The organism is Pseudomonas sp. BTN1 (assembly GCF_001907715.1).
In the GTDB taxonomy this organism is placed as follows: Bacteria; Pseudomonadota; Gammaproteobacteria; order Pseudomonadales; family Pseudomonadaceae; genus Aquipseudomonas; species Aquipseudomonas paracarnis.
In genome coordinates this window covers 99790-116519 of the sequence record NZ_MPBM01000016.1, presented here as the reverse complement: position 1 = coordinate 116519, position 16730 = coordinate 99790, and the positions used below count along the sequence as shown (strand labels likewise).

Annotated in this window: 12 protein-coding genes; 2 read left to right on the top strand and 10 right to left on the bottom strand. The window is 60.8% G+C overall.

The genetic code is table 11. The annotated features are described in order from the left end of the window. Positions 1 to 460: 460 nt before the first annotated feature. The 10 genes from BMH52_RS06520 to BMH52_RS06475 all read right to left on the bottom strand — a co-directional run bounded on the left by BMH52_RS06520 (position 461) and on the right by BMH52_RS06475 (position 14009). Positions 461 to 2164: an AMP-binding protein gene (locus BMH52_RS06520; RefSeq protein WP_072434510.1), complete on the bottom strand. Its 1704-nt coding sequence runs from the start codon at positions 2162 to 2164 to the stop codon at positions 461 to 463. A gap of 31 nt (positions 2165 to 2195) precedes the next feature. Then, on the bottom strand, positions 2196 to 3494 hold the full coding sequence (locus BMH52_RS06515; RefSeq protein ID WP_073843213.1) for an acetyl-CoA C-acetyltransferase: 1299 nt from the start codon (positions 3492 to 3494) through the stop codon (positions 2196 to 2198). Continuing rightward, positions 3491 to 4381: a MaoC/PaaZ C-terminal domain-containing protein gene (locus BMH52_RS06510; RefSeq protein ID WP_073843211.1), complete on the bottom strand. Its 891-nt coding sequence runs from the start codon at positions 4379 to 4381 to the stop codon at positions 3491 to 3493. Before BMH52_RS06510 ends, BMH52_RS06515 begins: the two co-directional genes overlap by 4 nt. Positions 4382 to 4384: 3 nt before the next feature. Further along, positions 4385 to 5728: a 3-oxoacyl-ACP reductase gene (locus BMH52_RS06505; RefSeq protein WP_072434507.1), complete on the bottom strand. Its 1344-nt coding sequence runs from the start codon at positions 5726 to 5728 to the stop codon at positions 4385 to 4387. A gap of 152 nt (positions 5729 to 5880) precedes the next feature. Continuing rightward, positions 5881 to 8391 (bottom strand): acyl-CoA dehydrogenase, encoded by a 2511-nt coding sequence (locus BMH52_RS06500; RefSeq protein ID WP_072434506.1) that lies wholly within the window; start codon positions 8389 to 8391, stop codon positions 5881 to 5883. Between the two features lie 217 nt (positions 8392 to 8608). Beyond that, positions 8609 to 10054: an outer membrane protein transport protein gene (locus BMH52_RS06495; protein ID WP_014718294.1), complete on the bottom strand. Its 1446-nt coding sequence runs from the start codon at positions 10052 to 10054 to the stop codon at positions 8609 to 8611. A 141-nt stretch (positions 10055 to 10195) separates the two neighbouring features. Continuing rightward, on the bottom strand, positions 10196 to 10681 hold the full coding sequence (gene praB / locus BMH52_RS06490; protein WP_014718293.1) for an alkane oxidation protein activator PraB: 486 nt from the start codon (positions 10679 to 10681) through the stop codon (positions 10196 to 10198). A gap of 134 nt (positions 10682 to 10815) precedes the next feature. Continuing rightward, entirely contained in the window at positions 10816 to 11310 is a 495-nt protein-coding gene (praA, locus tag BMH52_RS06485; RefSeq protein ID WP_020301539.1) for an alkane oxidation protein activator PraA, read from the bottom strand. A 125-nt stretch (positions 11311 to 11435) separates the two neighbouring features. Continuing rightward, the gene (locus BMH52_RS06480) at positions 11436 to 12716 is read right to left on the bottom strand and encodes an alkane 1-monooxygenase (protein WP_020301540.1); all 1281 of its coding nucleotides are present in this window, start codon (positions 12714 to 12716) and stop codon (positions 11436 to 11438) included. A 282-nt stretch (positions 12717 to 12998) separates the two neighbouring features. Then, positions 12999 to 14009 carry an alpha/beta fold hydrolase gene (locus BMH52_RS06475; protein WP_083610634.1) on the bottom strand — a complete coding sequence of 337 codons (1011 nt, stop codon included), beginning with the start codon at positions 14007 to 14009 and terminating at the stop codon, positions 12999 to 13001. A 287-nt stretch (positions 14010 to 14296) separates the two neighbouring features. Between BMH52_RS06475 and BMH52_RS06470 the strand changes: the two genes are divergently transcribed. Both BMH52_RS06470 and BMH52_RS06465 read left to right on the top strand, forming a co-directional pair. Beyond that, a complete protein-coding gene (locus tag BMH52_RS06470; protein WP_032903561.1) occupies positions 14297 to 15835 on the top strand; it encodes an NAD(P)/FAD-dependent oxidoreductase in 1539 nt (512 codons plus the stop codon). Further along, complete coding sequence (locus BMH52_RS06465) at positions 15832 to 16722, top strand: SDR family oxidoreductase (protein ID WP_073843209.1); 891 nt, start codon at positions 15832 to 15834, stop codon at positions 16720 to 16722. Before BMH52_RS06470 ends, BMH52_RS06465 begins: the two co-directional genes overlap by 4 nt. Positions 16723 to 16730 lie beyond the last annotated feature (8 nt).

The following is a 16730-nucleotide window of genomic DNA, read 5'->3' as shown; positions in this document are numbered from 1 at the left end:
GTCACCGCCTATCACAGTGTCTTTTACTGTAACTCCTAGTGGGGCGGTGAAGTAATGGGTACCAGGTTGATTATAAACCTGCGTCTCTGCGCGCACGTAAGTTGAAGCCATTACACCACCAAACAATGCGCCAGAAAGCAATAAGGCCGACGATTTTTTGCTCACCATTTAAGAATCTCCATTAAGTGTGCCTCAGGGCACGATTGCAGTGTTAACCGCAACATCCCTGCCACCTAAGTTAAGAGACCTTTCATTCTAAATACACCTGTGAAACCCTGCAGACATCTATACCCATTAGTTATAACCTTAATAACTTAAAACACCAGCACCTCAAAAATCCTCTCATCAAACTCAGCATACAGTTAGCTATCGAACAACCTCCCATTGTCGACACGTACCTTGCGCTGCTTGCGTTTAAGGGTACGGTATCCCCCCACTCTTGGGTCTCCGTCACTTTAGATCAACGCAGCGCCCGACGAAGTACTTTGCCCACCGTTGTCTTGGGCAATTCCGTGGTGCGAAACTCCACATACTTTGGCACCTTGTACCCCGTCAGGTATTCCCGGCAATGCGCAAGAATCTGCTCCTGGGTCAGGGTCGGATCCTTGCGCACCACGATGATTTTGACCTTCTCCCCACTCACGGCATCTTCCACACCGATCGCCGCCACTTCTGCGACATCCGGGTGCATCGCCACCACGTCCTCGATTTCATTGGGGTACACATTGAAACCCGAGACCAGGATCATGTCCTTCTTACGGTCCACCAGGCGGATATAGCCGCGCGCGTCCATCACCCCGATATCGCCGGTGGACAGCCAACCGTCGGCATCCAATACCTCAGCAGTTTCCTTGGGCCGCTTCCAGTAGCCCTGCATCACTTGCGGGCCGCGTACTTGCAGCTCGCCTTGCTCGCCGATGTCAGCCAGCTCGCCGTCTTCGCGCATGAAACGCACCCAGGTCGACGGCAACGGCACGCCAATGCTGCCGGTGAATTCCATCTCGCGCATACGCGAAATATCGATGGGGCTGATGCTCACCACGGGCGAGCATTCGGTCAGCCCGTAACCTTCGATGATCGGCAGCCCAGTCACCTCCTTCCAGCGCTTGGCCACGGCGGTGTGGGTGGCCATGCCGCCAGCAATCACCAGGCGCAGGTCGGAAAAGTCCCGTGCACAGAACTCCTTGTTCTCCAGCAAGCCATTGAACAGCGTGTTCACCCCGGCAATGCCATTGAAGCGTTCCTTGCGCAGGATCATCTGCACGCGCTTCACGTCCCGGGGGTTGGCGATGAGGATATTGCGCCCGCCCAGGCACATGAACATCAGGCAGTTCACCGTCAGGGAAAAGATGTGATACAGCGGCAGCAAGGTCACGTTGGTTTCCTGCTTGTGCTGGTCTAACTGGTCACCGACCCAGGCCTTGGCTTGCAGCAGGTTGGCAATGATATTGCGATGGCTGAGCATCACGCCCTTGGCATCGCCGGTGGTGCCGCCGGTGTATTGCAAAAAGGCCAGTTCTTCGCGGCCCAGGCTGACCGGCAAATGGTGCATGGCCCTGCCCTGTTTGAGCACCTGGTTGAAACGCAGCGAGCCGGGCAGCCTGAAGGCCGGCACTTGCTTCTGCACGCTGCGCAGGATGAAGTTCATTGCCGCGCCCTTGAAGGTGCCCAGCAAGTCGCCAATGGCCGCCACCACCACACGCTTGACGCTGCTGCCGACCATGGCTTTTTCCAGGGTATGCGCGAAATTTTCGAAGATCACCACGGTTTCGGCGCCACTGTCCTTGAGCAGGTGCTTGAGCTCGTGGGCGGTATACAACGGGTTGACGTTGACCACCACCGCCCCGGCCAGGATCGTGCCCAGCAGGCAGATCGGGTACTGCAAGCAGTTGGGCATCATCAGGGCCACGCGATCGCCCTTCTTCACGCCCTGGTCCTGCAGCCAGGCGGCAAAGGCAATGCCTTGGGTGCGCCAATCGGCGTAGGTCATTTCGGTGCCGATGCTGACGTAGGCGACCCGCTCACGGAATTTTTCCAAGTGTTCCAGGAACACTTCGCGCAGCGACGGGTAATCCTCGATCCCGGCCTCAATGTCCGCCGGCACGCCGGGCAGGTAAGTGTTCAACCAGATGCGTTCGGTGTGTTCCAGGCTGATCGCGTTCATCGCAGTGTCCTTATTGTTGTTTTTGATAGCGCTACTTTTCGACGATGGCGGTGATGCCCAACCCACCCGCTGCGCAGATCGAGATCAGGCCGCGACCGCCACCGCGTTCGTGGATGGCCTTGGCCAGCGCCGCCAATTGCCGGCCGCCGGTGGCCGCAAAGGGATGACCGCAGCCCAGTGAGCCGCCGTTGACGTTCATCTTGGCGCGGTCGATGCTGCCCAAAGGAACGTCAAGGCCGAGTCGTTCGCGGCAATATTGCGGGTCTTCCCACGCCTTGAGCGTGCACAGCACCTGGGCGGCGAACGCTTCGTGGATCTCGAAGAAATCAAAGTCGGCAAAACCCAAGCCTTCACGCGCAAGCATGCGCGGCACGGCGTAAGCCGGCGCCATCAGCAGGCCCTCGGTGCCGTCGACAAAATTCACCGCGGCCGTTTCGCCGGTGCGCAAGTAGGCCAACACCGGCCAGCCATTGGCGGCGGCCCATTCTTCACTGGCCAGCAGCACCACCGAGGCGCCATCGGTCAGGGGCGTGGAGTTGCCGGCGGTGAGCGTGCCGTTCTGGCGATCGAAGACCGGCGACAAGCCAGCGAGCTTTTCCAGGCTGATATCGGCACGCAGGTTGTTGTCTCGCGCCAAGCCGCGATGGGGGCTGATCAGGTCGTCGAAGAAGCCGCGTTTATAAGCCGCATCCAGGCGCTGGTGGCTGGTGAGGGTCAGCTCGTCCTGGGCCAGGCGCTTGATCTGCCAACGCTTGGCCATTTCTTCGCAGTGCTCGCCCATGGACAGCCCGGTGCGCGGCTCGCCATTACGCGGCAGCAACGGTTTGAACAGCATCGAGGGGCGTACTTTCAACAAGGTTTTGAGCTTGTCGCCCAGGCGTTTGGCCCGATTGGCCGCAAGCAAGGTATGGCGCAAGGATTCGTTGATGCCAATGGGCGCGTCGGAGGTGGTGTCGGCGCCACCGGCAACGCCCACTTCGATCTGGCCGAGGGCGATTTTATTCGCCACCAGCAGCGCGGCTTCAAGCCCTGTGCCGCAGGCTTGTTGCACATCGTAGGCAGGGGTTTGCGCGGACAAGGTGGTGGACAACAGCGCCTCGCGGGCCAGGTTGAAATCCCGCGAGTGCTTGATCACCGCTCCGGCGGCAAACTCACCCAGGCGTTGGCCGTGCAGGTTGTAGCGCTCCACCAACCCTTGCAGGGCGGCGACCAGCAGGTCCTGGTTACTGTCGTGGGCATACACCGTGTTGGAGCGCGCAAATGGAATACGGTTGCCGCCGATAATCGCCACGCGGCGGGTCGGGGCTGGGGTAAAGCTGTAGTCGCTCATTGCTGGCTCTCTTTGCAAATGAATAGCCCGCGCATATGGGGCTTGTCCCCGGCGAAATTGCGCACTTCGAACTCGCGCCGTGGGCCGGTCACGGGGTGGCTCCACAGGGCGACCTGGCCGGGCAGGAAGATCGGCAATTTGAAGTCGCAATGGGCCTCGGCCTGGTCCAGGCCGCCGGGTGGCTGTTGCGCTGCCAATGCGCGGCCCAGGGTCCACATGCCATGGGCGATGGCGCGACGAAAACCGAAGAGTTTGGCACCGATGATTGAGGTGTGAATGGGGTTGAAATCCCCCGAGATCTTGGCAAAGCGTCGCCCCAGGTCGGCGGGCAGCACCCAACGCTGGGTGCGTAACAGACCGTCTTCCTGCAGTGGCAGAGGGTCATTCCAGGGTTCACCCACCGGATTGCTGACGTCACGGCGCAAGTACAGGCTGTCGCTTTCCCACACCAGGGTTTCCTGGCTGTAGGCACGGGTAGCGATGCTCAAGGCCTGCCCTTTCGGATGGGCCACCCAGCGCTCGCAATACACTTCCAGGCGCAGCGCCTGGCCCTCGTGCAGGCGCTGGTGCTGACGAATGCGATTGGCCAGGTGCACCATGCCGCTGGCGGGGTACGGGAAGCTTGGCCGGGTCAGCAGCATCAGGTGCAGTGGGAACGCCAGCACATGGGGATAGGACAATGGCACGCCCTGCTCGCGACGAAAACCACACGCCCGTGCGTATGCGGCGATACCGGCCGGCGAGAGTTCCACCGCGCTGCGCACCAGGCGTGCGGTGGGCAATGGCGGCGCACCGTCGAACTTGGGTTTGCGCAAGGCGCGCAAGCCGCCGAGCAGCAACTGCGTGCGCGACGGCGGTGGGTCGATGATCTGCGTCACGTAGTCCATCGGTCAGGCTCCCAACAGGCTTTGGCCGCACACCCGCACCACCTGGCCATTGACCCCGCCCGACGCCGGATGGGCCAGCCAGGCAATGGCCTCGGCCACGTCGATGGGTTGCCCGCCCTGGGACAACGAATTCATGCGCCGCCCCGCTTCGCGGATCATCAGCGGGATCTTGGCGGTCATCTGGGTTTCGATAAAGCCGGGCGCCACCGCGTTCACCGTGACCTGCCGGGCGGCCGCACGCGGTGCCAGGCCTTGCACCAGGCCGATCACCCCGGCCTTGGACGTGGCGTAGTTGCTCTGCCCCAGGTTGCCGGCGATACCTGAAATTGACGACACGCACACAATGCGCCCGCCGGGGTTCAAGCCCTGGCTGTCGAGCAAGGCCTCACTGAGCTGCAACGGTGCTTCGAGATTGACCGCCAGGACACTACGCCAGGCGGCCTCGGTCATTTTGGCGATGGTCTTGTCGCGGGTGATCCCGGCGTTGTGCACCACCACATCAAAGGCGCCGTATTGGCTGACGTGGGTTTGCAACAGCGCGGCGGTATCGGCGGCGGTGATATCCAGGGGCAACGCCGAGCCGCTCACGCTGGTCGCCGCCTGCTGCAAAGCTTGCTGGGCCTGAGGCACGTCCACGCACACCACATGGGCACCGTCGCGCGCCAGCACCTGGGCAATCGCCAGGCCGATGCCACGGGAGGCGCCGGTGACCAGGGCGCGTTTGCCGGCAAAGGGTTTGTCCCAGTTGATGGCGGCGTGGCCATCGACCGGTTTTTCCAGGCGCACCACCTGCCCGGAAACATAGGCGGAGCGGCGCGACAGGAAAAACCCCAGGCTGCTGTCCAGCGCGTCTTCGGCGCCCGGCGCCACGTACAGCAATTGCACGGTGATCGCCCGGCGCAGCTCCTTGGCCAGCGACCGCACCAAACCTTCAAGGGCGCGTTGGGCGATGGCCTGGGGCAAGTCGTTACAATGCTCGGGCGCGGTGCCGAGTACCACCACCCGGCCATGCTGACCCAGGCGTTTGGCATTGCTGTGAAAGAACAGGTAAAGCTCGTCCAGCTGTTGCAGATCGGCCACGCCGCTGGCGTCGAACACCGCGCCTTGCACCTTGACCGTGGACGGCGCCTTGGGCGTCGCCGGGGTCGCGGCGACGGTGTCGGTGGCGCTGAACACGCGCTGCACCGAGGCCACCAGGCGCCCTGCCCCGGCGATGATCACCGGGTTAGCCAGGCCGGCCTTGCCGCTGCGATGCCGTTGCAGGGGCAAGGGTTGCGGCAAGCCGACCGCCTGGGCCAGGCGCCGGCCCCAGGGGGAATTGACGAACGAAAGGTAGCTGTCACTCATAGAGGGTTCCACTCACAACACAATGGCTGTCTTGTAAACCCGATCGATGTGGGAGCTGGCTTGCCTGCGATGCCCGCGACTCGGTGTATCAGTCAAACCGAGGTGACGCCATCGCAGGCAAGCCAGCTCCCACAGGTGGACCGGGGTTGCTCTTAACTGACCGGGACGCTGCGCCGCTTGGCGACCGGTTCAAGTGCCTGCTTACGCTGCTGCAGGGCCTCCAGCAAACCAAAGTCCTGGGGGAAGTCATCCACCTGGATACCGTGGTCGGCGTACTCCACATAGCGCGCCAGCAAGGCGTCTTCGTCGTCGCTGATCAAATCCAGCGCCCGCGCCTTCACGCGCCAGTCGGTGAAGGCCGTGGCAGAGATCGGCAGCGGACCGAGCAGACCTTGCTTGATGGCGGGCTTGAGCCGCGCCTCGATCAGCTCCACTTGGGGCAGCAAACGGAAACCCAATTCGCCGTAGGCCAGCTTGTCGACTTCCGGACGGGGGATGTAGGAGTTGGCCAGCAAACGGTCGCGGGTTTCGCCAGGGGTCTGCACCACCTCCGCCACCTGCGCCAACAGGCGATCCGACGGTTTGCGCTGCGGGATGCCAAACGGAAAACTCAACGCACGCACCATTGCTGCTGCGGGCTTTGAAGGGTAGTTGTCGAGCACTTCGGCCAAGGCTTCGTGGGCGCGCAACAAGGCGTCTTGGGCCGCCCAGTGCACCAGCGGCAAGTCCGCCTGGGGCCTGCCGTCATCCTCGAAGCGCTTGAGCACGCAAGACAAGATGTACAACTGCGACAAAATATCCCCCAGGCGCCCGGTGATACTTTCCTTGCGCTTGAGGGCACCGCCCAGCACGCCCATGGAAATATCCGAGATCAGCGCCAGCACCACCGACAGCCGATTGGCCTGGCGGTAGTAGGCAGCCAGCGCCGAGTCGGTCTTGGCCGGGGCCGCAATCAGGCGTCCGCCGGTCAGGGCATGCACCGCTGCGCGTACCGTGTTGGCCACGACAAAACTCACATGGCCAAACATTGCGCTGTCGAAGTCTTCCAGGGCCTTGCGCCGGTCGGGGTTGTGCGCCGCTTCCATCTCGCGGAACACGTAGGGATGGCAACGAATCAAGCCCTGGCCAAAGATGATCAGGCAGCGGGTCATGATGTTCGCACCTTCCACCGTAATGGCGATGGGGCTTTGCTGGTAGGCACGGGCGAGGAAGTTATTGGGGCCCATGCAGATGCCTTTGCCAGCGACGATGTCCATGCCGTCGTTGACGATGATGCGCGCCCGCTCGGTGACGTGGTACTTGGCAATGGCCGAGATCACCGACGGTTTCTCGCCGGCGTCCAGGGATGCCACCGACACCTTGCGCACCGCATCACAGGCATACAGATGCCCGGCCATGCGCGCCAGCGGCGCCTGTACACCTTCGAACTTGCCGATGGGCAGGCCGAATTGCTTGCGCATCGCCGCATAGGCTGTGGTACCGCGCACCGCCACTTTACCCAGGCCGACGTTGGCCGATGGCAGGGAAATCGCCCGGCCTGCCGCCAGGCATTCCATCAACATGCGCCAGCCGTTGCCGATTTGTTCGCGACCACCGATCACCCACTCCAAGGGAATGAACACATCCTTGCCGGTAGTAGGACCGTTCTGGAAAACCGCATTCAACGGCCAGTGACGCCGGCCGCTGTTTACCCCTGGATGGGAGGTGGGGATCAACGCACAGGTAATGCCCAGGGAACCAGGCGCGCCAAGCAAGCCCTGCGGGTCTTCGGCGCGGAACGCCAGGCCCAGCACCGTGGCAATCGGGCCAAGGGTGATGTAGCGCTTGTCCCAGGTCACTTTGAAACCCAGTACTTCCTCGCCCTCATGCATGCCTTTGCAGACGATGCCCAGGTCAGGGATCGCGCCGGCATCGGAGCCGGCATACGGGCTGGTCAGGGCGAAACACGGAATATCGTCACCGCGTGCCAGGCGCGGCAGGTAGTAGTTGCGCTGAGCGTCGGTGCCGTAATGCAGCAGCAGCTCGGCCGGCCCCAGGGAGTTAGGCACCATCACCGAAATGGCTGCCGCCGAGCAACGTGTCGACAGCTTCATCACCACTTGGGAATGGGCGTAGTGGGAGAAGCCTTTGCCGCCGTACTGCTTGGGAATGATCATGCCGAGGAACCCGGCCTCCTTGGTGTACTGCCAGCCCTCGGGGGACATGTCCTGCCAGACTTGCGTGGTTTCCCAGTCGTTGGCGATGTCGCACAGGGTTTCGACTTCGTTGTCGAGGAAAGCTTGCTCCTCGGCGCTCAGGCTGGCCGGCGCGGCTTGCAGCAGGCGCTGCCAGTCGGGTTTGCCGCTGAACAGCTCGGCATCCCACCACACCGTGCCGGACTCTATCGCCGCACGCTCGGTATCGGACATCGCCGGCATGATTGTACGAAACAGGCCCAAGGCCTTGGTGGTCAGCAGCTTGCGGCGCAGGGGTTTGATTGCCAGCACCAAGGCGGGCAGCACCACCAATACCGCCGCCAGGGTAATGCCCGGCACGGCCACCGCGTTGAACAGATAACCCGCCGCTAACCAGACCAGGCCAGCGCCCAGCCAGAGGGTGGCGGCGGCTTGTCGATACGCCAGGGCAATCGCGGCGGCGAGACCCACCAATAACCAGATAAGCATGGGGATACCTCTACTTGATTCAGGGCGTAAAACCACACTACAAACTTCAAATCATAAATTCAAATAATGTTTTGAAATTTTTATTTAGTGTGTTGACGAAAAAAATCAGGCTGAACGACTCAGCCTTGTGGAATAAGAAACCAGAACAGCCTAAACAGCCCCGGCAGGGTCTCCAGGTGCACTGGGAACCCTGCTCGACAACTGCTCCACGTGCCCTTTAGAACTTGTAGGTAGCCGACAGACTGACCACATCACCTGAAGATTCGGCTTTGCCGTCCAGTTGGGCGGCTCCGAGACGATCAACGTTCTTGGTCTTCAGATTGACCTTCTGGACGAATTGGTGCGAATACGCGGCATCCACTGACAGACCAGGCACAGCCTTGATGTCATAACCGGCACCAAACGCCAAGAAATAGCGGTCGCCGTCGGGGATCCGGGGGTCACGCGTGGAGTTACGGGTAGGTGTCTGGTCGTAAGCTACACCGGCACGCAGGGTAAGTTCGTCAGTGGCTTTATAGTCGCCACCGATCGAGGTCATCCAGGCGTTCTTGTAGTTGTACGGGATGGCAACAATAGTCGAGCCTTGCGACTTGAGTGTCAGGTCTTTGAACGAAGACCATTCAGTCCACTGGGCGCTGACACCTAATGTCCAGCGATCATTGAACTGGTGGACCCAGTCAATCGCCGCAGTAGCCGGAATATCCAACTGAGTGCTGGCATGCGCCCCGTCCGGGAAAAGCTTCAGCCCCGGATACGCCATTTCAACCAATGTTTCGCCGTTCGGTCCAATAGGATTGGTCATCGCGTTGCGACCGATAGCATCCGTATAGACATTGTATTTGCCGGTCATCTTGTTTTTGATTTTGGCGTGATAGTTCAAGCCCAGTGTGTCTTGCGCCGTCGGCTTCCATACCACACCGCCAAACCAACCGACCGAGATATTATCGACTTTCACACGCATCAACGAATGCCCTACACCGGTCGGAAAGCCGGTCCCGCCGAGTCCGGGAGAGACGTCCGCCGCTGCCAGCAAGTCGACGTTCTGGCTGACAAATCCCTGGCTGCGTTGGACGATGGCGCCACCGCCGACCGAAAACTGGTCATTGACCTTGAACGACAGTGAGCCTGTCAGGCCAACGGTCTCAATTTTGGTGTCGACTGCAAAATCCCGCAGCTTGGAGTCTTCGTTCCAAGTTGTTCTCATGCCCTGGGGGACCACCTGGCTCAAGCCAAACGCAAAGCGGTCGCCGATGGGGATCACCAGGAAACCGGTTGGCAGCCACGCGGTAAAGCCACCTTGCCCCCCGTTATTGTTATTGAGCGTCGGATCGCCCATGCTGCCCTGATCATCCAATACCGGCGTATTGGTCACAGGATTACCGTTGTGGTCAAAAGCCTGACCCGAATATTTGATCTTGACCCGGGCATAATCGACAGTCTGCTGCGCGATAGTTGAATCGATGAACGCCATGGCCGCCGGGTTGTTGTACGCGGCACTGGGGTCGTTCTTGAACAATGAACCGCCGCCAAACGCGCGGCCCCAGCCAGGCGCACCGTAGGTTGGCGTGGAGAAGCCGCCCGCCTGCACATGTCCCGTGGTCATCAAACCTCCCAACAGCGCCAACCCCAGTAACGTGTGAGCGTGTTGTTTCTTATTATTCATGCGCTGCTCCTTATTATTATTTCGCCCGGCCCCTGCCGGTGGGTCGTGTGGCCGCAGGCACACCGTAAGTACCCTGCCCAACCGATGCCTCGCATGAGGCATCGGCCTTTCACGGGTGATCAGCCCTCTGGAGTCACATGCTTACGGGTTAACCGTCAGCGTCGGGGCAACAACATTCAGCGATACGACGGTGCAGTTGCCGGTCAGCGACTGATTGGTGGCCGAAAGTGTTTTGGTACCAGGAGTCCACGCCACGGCAATGGTGGTAGGGCCGCAGTTAGTGGCCGGAATCGAGGAGATTTTGTAGCCTACGTTGGTCACGGTGCCGGTGGTGCCCGTCGCTGCGGTAAGAACCCAAGGCAGGTTAGTCAGCGTGGGCAGTGCGCACAGGCCGCCGCCGGTCAAGGACGCACCGTTGATAGAAGCCACGCCACCGCTAACGTTGCCGGTAAAGGTAATGCCGCAAGTCACTGCCGCACCGAAGGATGAGGGCGACTTCACCACGATGGTACCGGCATTAGTCGAGAACGGACCGTCTGGAGAAACGGACGCCGCGCTCGCCATGGAGGCGGCACCAAAGCACAGAGCAAACGAAGTTGCACAAACGAGGGTTTTCAAGCTTTTCATTGTTTTTCCTCACATGTTATGGCGATTCATTTCGCCAGGGGTAATGGCCATGATCGAGAGGTCACGGTGAAACTGCAGAACTTCCCTTTCCAGCCAAATTTCAATGCATTTACCGCTACAACTGTCGGAACGTGTTATTCGACAACTTTGAAGTTGGCCGGCATCTTGATCGACACCGTCTTGATCTTGCAGTCTTCGCCAATCGCAACATCGGCGGCTTCCAACTTGCCGGTGGCGTTATCCCAAGTACCGTCGGCCGTCGACGGCCCACACTTGCCACCCAGGCCAAAGGCATGCACGTCCACGCTGATCTTCGACATGGAGCCGCTTTTTGTATCTTTGGCGATTAACACCCAAGGCAAGTTGATGGCTTCGACACGGCTGCACTTGAGGCCACCGTCGAACTCGACTTTATCGACATTCACCGATGAACCATCGGCTGCGACCTTGCCGGCTACCTTGATGGTGCAGTCGGCACTGATGAGCTTGCCTTTGGAAAAGCTGATAGGTCCTTGGGCAGTGAAGGCACTGCCAGCAGGTTCGATACGCGCAGCCTGAGCCTGGTGGTAAGCAATCAAACCCATGGCCGCCAACAGGATGTGGGCGGTGAACTTGGCAGAACTTTGCATGGTGTACGTCCTTCCCTTGAAATTATTGTTGTAGGGTCAAACCAGGTTCTTGCACTCAAAACGCCGGGCGACAAGGACCTGCGCGATACACAGATCCCGAGTACACCCTGAAGGCTTACTTCATCTCAAAACGGCTTGGCACTACCGCTGTACTTCTCCAGATACTTCAAACGCTTTGACGGCTGAAGATTGGTCAGGTTGATATCGCCGGCATAGTGATTCAGTACACGATGGTCCATGCGACGCCGCCACAAGTACGGCACATAAGCCCAGACAATCATGCTGGCGTAGCCATATGGAAGTTGCGGTGATTCATCAAAGTGACGCAGCGACTGATAACTGCGCGTGGGGTTGGCATGGTGATCGGAGTGCCGCTGCAACTGGAACAGAAAGATATTGGTGACAATTCGATTACTGTTCCACGAGTGACGCGGCGAGCAGCGTTCATAACGGCCATTGGGCAACTTCTGACGCTTGAGGCCGTAATGCTCGACATAGTTCACCACTTCCAGCAACGAGAACCCGTAGATGCCCTGGATAATCAGGAACGGAATTACCGCCGCCCCCAGCCAGGCAATCATTGCGCCCCACAACACCACGCTGTACATCCAGGCGCTGAGCACCGCGTTCTTCCAGTGCAGGGCCGGCAGGCCGAGTTTGCGCAGGCGTTCGCGCTCCAGGTTCCAGGCCGACACAGCGCTGAACCACACCGAACGCGGCAGGAATGCCCAGAAACTTTCACCCAGGCGCGAGCTGGCCGGGTCTTCCGGCGTGGCGACCCGTACGTGATGGCCACGGTTATGTTCGGTGTAAAAGTGGCCATAGAAGGTTGGCGCCAGGGTGACCTTGGCCAGGAACACTTCCAGAGGCTTGGGTTTGTGCCCCAGCTCATGGGCGGTGTTGATGGCAATGCCGGTGGCGGCCCCGGTGGACATGGCCATGCCCACATACGTCAACCAGCTGACTGCACCGTGAAGTTCAGTGCGTGCGGTGATGAACGCGGCGGTCCTGGCCAGCCAGTTCGAGGGTTCCAGGGTGGCCGTGGCCTGTAACAGGCCGCCGTTGATGATCCAGTCGATACCGCCCGCAGCGAGCCAACCGGTGATCACCACCGAGGCAATCACAAACAGCACGCCGGTGTAGACGATCCAGCGGTAGTAGCGTTGGGATTCAAGGTGGCTGACGGCAGATTCGGGCGGGTTGCTGACGTCTTCGCCGAGCAGGCCGTCAATCAGCGGGATCAAGCCGAAGATCACCAGCACGCCCACCCACCACAGTTGTTGCACGCCTGTGGTGATGGCAAGGGCGCCGGAGAGCAAGGGCGTCGCCAGCGGCATGATGCCCAGCCACCACAGGTGGCGTTTGCCGTCGGCCCACACGGTCGCAGCTGCCAGAGTCTGGTTCATGGCAGCCTCCGCACACATTCGGTAGGCAATGCGGCAGCGGTGCGCTGACTGCTGCGAGAAATCATGCATGCGATAAAAGGCGTTTTTTTCATTATTTTATTCGCTCTTAGGCATTTCAAAAATAATTTCAAATTACACATTGAAATAATTTTTTTAAATAAATAGCGCGGAATCGTTAGGTCGTCAACTAGTTTCTCCAGCCCTTTTTTCCGTGACCGAGCAGTCTCTTTTCAGCCATTTGGTCAGGTGCTCAGGGGCAAGCGTCAACGCCAGGCGCCGCAGTCAGGTGGCACTGTTACTGGCTCGCCAGGGCGACAGGGGGTTTAACGGCCGGACGCTCTCGCCGGGTCGAGCCCGCTTGGCCACCTGCTCCACCAGCGCCGCCACGCGCTCGGTGGCGGTGATCGGCAACATATGCCCACGGCCTTCGATCACTTGCATTTTCAGCCCTGGCACCTTGCTGGCCAGGGCCTGGCCGTGTTTCTGGAAGTCGAGCACCTTGTCCTGCGCGCCGTAGATCAGGCCGATGGGCAGGGTCAATCGGGAGTAGCGCTTGACCATCTCCGGCAGGTGGTCGTTGACCCGGTTGATCTCGGTGGACGCGGCGTAGAAATTGTCGGGGCGCATGCCCAGCAAACCGCCGCCACGGGTGGCAAAGTCCGGCGGCGCAGGATCGGGGGCAAATACGCCCTTCACCACCGAGTCTTTGGTCAGCAGCCCGATGGGCAAGGTCAAGGTGTGCGCCACCCAGCGCCGCAGCCAGGCCGGGCGCACGGCCAGAGACAGGAACACCAGCGGCAGCATGCGTTGGGGGTGAGTCAAGGGCGCAACCAGCACCAACCCGGACACCGCATGAGGATGGTCGAGGGCCAGCGCCAGGGCAATCGCTCCGCCCAGGGAGTGCCCCAGTATCAGCGGTTTGCCCAGATCCAGCGTCTTGATGAAGGCCGCGATTTGTCGCGCCTGGGCCGGCAAGTCTGCCGGCGTGCCGCTGTGCCGGGTGGAATAGCCTGAGCCCGGCCGGTCGAGGCTGATGACCCGAAAATGCTCACACAACGGGCCGGACAAGGCATAGGTCAGGTTGCGACTGCTGCCCATCAGCCCGTGAATCATCACCAGCGGCGGGCCCTTGCCCTCTTCGACATAATGAAAGCGCTCGCCATCCACCTCGACGAAACGCCCGTTGATCGGCACGGTCGCTTCAATGCGCCGCGTCATCCAGGCACTCAAGCCCCATAACGCCGCACTGGCGCCCGCCAGCACACCCGCAGCGACAACCCACTCGACAGCCATAGCTCGGTCCTCTGCTTCCCTGCTGCTGGCGACCCGACCGGAATTGATCTGGCCCCAGCCATCGTCCACACCCTGGACCTAGACTTCATGCATACCACGTTCGTCCGTCGGACAAATCGCTCATGCGCAACAAGGCCCTAGCGTAGGCGAATTTTTCAGGTAGATTATTTAAAATCTTTTTTAAAATAATTAATTCAATTTTCCTTTGCAATGGTGTTCTATCTAAAAGACAAAACAAAAACAGGAGCACATCCGATGCCCAAGCGCTTTATTGATGAGGCAGCCCTATGAATGCCCCCAGTGACTCAATCGACATCGCCATCATTGGCTCCGGGTTCGCGGGCCTGTGCATGGCGATCAAACTCAAGGAAGCCGGGCTCACCGACTTCTTTATCGCCGAACAGGCCCAGACCCTCGGCGGTACATGGCGCGACAACCACTACCCAGGTTGCGCCTGCGACGTGCAGTCCCATGTGTATTCGTTTTCCTTTGCGCCCAACCCGAACTGGACGCGACAGTTCGCGGCGCAACCCGAGATACGCGCCTATCTGGAAGACTGCGCCAGGCGCTTCAAGCTGGCGCCCTACCTGCGCTTTGGCATGGGCCTGCAACGGGCGCTGTTTGATGAACAACAGCAGCGCTGGCAACTGACCTTCACTAACGGCCGCCACGTCAGCGCACGGGTGCTGGTGTCGGGAATGGGGGGCTTGTCGCGCCCGGCAATGCCAGATATCCCAGGGCTGGACAGTTTCAAGGGCAAGCGCTTCCACTCCCAGCAGTGGGATCACGAGTACTCCTTGAAGGGCAAGCGCGTGGCGGTGATCGGCACCGGTGCCAGCGCCATCCAATTCGTGCCGCAGATCGCCCCGCAGGTGGCGCACCTGGACCTGTTCCAGCGCACACCGCCGTGGATCATGCCCAAGCCTGATCGGCCGATTTCCGCTGCCGAGCGCTGGTTGTTCAAGCATGTACCGCTCACCCAGAAGCTGGTGCGTGCTGCGCTTTACTGGGCACTGGAAGGCCGCGTGGTGGGCTTTGCCCTGCATCCACGCCTGATGAAAATGGTGCAGAAAATCGCCCTGCGTCATCTGCGCAAACAGGTGGCCCGCCCTTCCCTGCGCAAAACCCTGACGCCGGACTACACCATCGGCTGCAAGCGCGTGCTGATTTCCAACGATTACTACCCGGCACTCTCGCGCAGCAATGTCGAGGTGGTCACCGACAACGTGCTGCGCATCGAAGCCGACGGCGTAATCACCGCCGACGGTATCAAGCACCCCGCCGATTGCCTGATCTTCGGCACGGGTTTCCAGGCCAGCGACCCGTTGCCCCGTGGCTGCATCATCGGCCGTGACGGCATCGACCTGATGGATGCCTGGCGCGATGGCGCCCATGCCTACAAAGGCACCACCGTGCCGGGCTACCCGAACCTGTTTCTGATCGTGGGCCCCAATACTGGCCTGGGGCATAACTCGATGATCCTGATGATCGAGGCCCAGGTCGCGTACATCCTCGACGCCCTGAAACACATGCAGCGCCAGCGCCTTACCACGGTAGAGGTCAAGCCCGCCGTGGAGCACGCCTACAACCAGCAGTTGCAGGACAAGCTCAAGCGCACCATCTGGAACACCGGCGGCTGCCAGAGCTGGTACCTCGACCCGCGCACCGGCAAGAACACCACGCTGTGGCCCGGCTCGACCTGGCGCTTCAAGCAGGTCACCCGGCATTTTGCCCTCAAAGACTACAGCGTCAGCCAGGCGCCGGCGCCCGCCCTGCCGCGAGCGGTTGCAACGCCCCACTCCACCACAGAAGGCAGCCTGTCATGAAGTCATTCAACGGCCGCGTCGCGGCGATCACCGGCGCGGCGTCCGGTATGGGCCGCTCATTGGCCCTGGCCCTGGCGCGGGAAGGGTGTCATCTGGCGCTGGCAGACAAAAACAGCCAGGGCCTGGAACAGACCCTGGCGCTGATCCGCACCTCGACCTTGTCGCCCGTCACTGTCACCACCCGAGTGCTGGACGTGTCCGACCGCCAGGCCATGCACGATTGGGCAGCACGCTGCGCGGCCGAGCACGGCAAGGTCAACCTGGTCTTCAATAATGCCGGGGTGGCGCTGTCGAGCACCGTCGAAGGCGTGGATTACGCCGACCTGGAATGGATCGTCGGCATCAACTTCTGGGGAGTGGTGCATGGCACCAAGGCATTCCTGCCGTACCTCAAGGCCAGCGGCGACGGGCATATCATCAATACGTCCAGCGTGTTCGGCCTGTTCGCCCAGCCCGGCATGAGCGGCTACAACGCTACAAAGTTCGCGGTACGCGGCTTCACCGAAGCCTTGCGCCAGGAACTCGACCTGCAACGCTGCGGCGTCTCGGCCACCTGTGTACACCCCGGTGGCATTCGTACCGACATCTGCCGCAGCAGCCGCATCGACGCGAACATGACCGGCTTTCTCATCCACAGCGAGCAACAAGCCCGCGCCGATTTCGAAAAACTCTTCATCACCGACGCCGACCAGGCCGCCAAAGTGATCCTGCAAGGCGTACGCAAAAACAAGCGCCGCGTGCTGATTGGCCGCGATGCCTATTTCCTCGACCTGCTCGCCCGTTGCCTGCCGGCGGCCTATCAGGCCCTGGTGGTGTTTGCCAGCAAGCGCATGGCGCCCAAGCCGCGCACGCCGGTGTTTGAAACCAACGACGAGCCTCGACTCTGAACAGGAGG

Coding starts and splice junctions, on each gene's coding strand:
- BMH52_RS06520 (WP_072434510.1), bottom strand. CDS start 2,164: ATGAACGCGATCAGCCTGGAACACACCGAACGCATCTGGTTGAACACT.
- BMH52_RS06515 (WP_073843213.1), bottom strand. CDS start 3,494: ATGAGCGACTACAGCTTTACCCCAGCCCCGACCCGCCGCGTGGCGATT.
- BMH52_RS06510 (WP_073843211.1), bottom strand. CDS start 4,381: ATGGACTACGTGACGCAGATCATCGACCCACCGCCGTCGCGCACGCAG.
- BMH52_RS06505 (WP_072434507.1), bottom strand. CDS start 5,728: ATGAGTGACAGCTACCTTTCGTTCGTCAATTCCCCCTGGGGCCGGCGC.
- BMH52_RS06500 (WP_072434506.1), bottom strand. CDS start 8,391: ATGCTTATCTGGTTATTGGTGGGTCTCGCCGCCGCGATTGCCCTGGCG.
- BMH52_RS06495 (WP_014718294.1), bottom strand. CDS start 10,054: ATGAATAATAAGAAACAACACGCTCACACGTTACTGGGGTTGGCGCTG.
- praB (WP_014718293.1), bottom strand. CDS start 10,681: ATGAAAAGCTTGAAAACCCTCGTTTGTGCAACTTCGTTTGCTCTGTGC.
- praA (WP_020301539.1), bottom strand. CDS start 11,310: ATGCAAAGTTCTGCCAAGTTCACCGCCCACATCCTGTTGGCGGCCATG.
- BMH52_RS06480 (WP_020301540.1), bottom strand. CDS start 12,716: ATGAACCAGACTCTGGCAGCTGCGACCGTGTGGGCCGACGGCAAACGC.
- BMH52_RS06475 (WP_083610634.1), bottom strand. CDS start 14,009: ATGGCTGTCGAGTGGGTTGTCGCTGCGGGTGTGCTGGCGGGCGCCAGT.
- BMH52_RS06470 (WP_032903561.1), top strand. CDS start 14,297: ATGAATGCCCCCAGTGACTCAATCGACATCGCCATCATTGGCTCCGGG.
- BMH52_RS06465 (WP_073843209.1), top strand. CDS start 15,832: ATGAAGTCATTCAACGGCCGCGTCGCGGCGATCACCGGCGCGGCGTCC.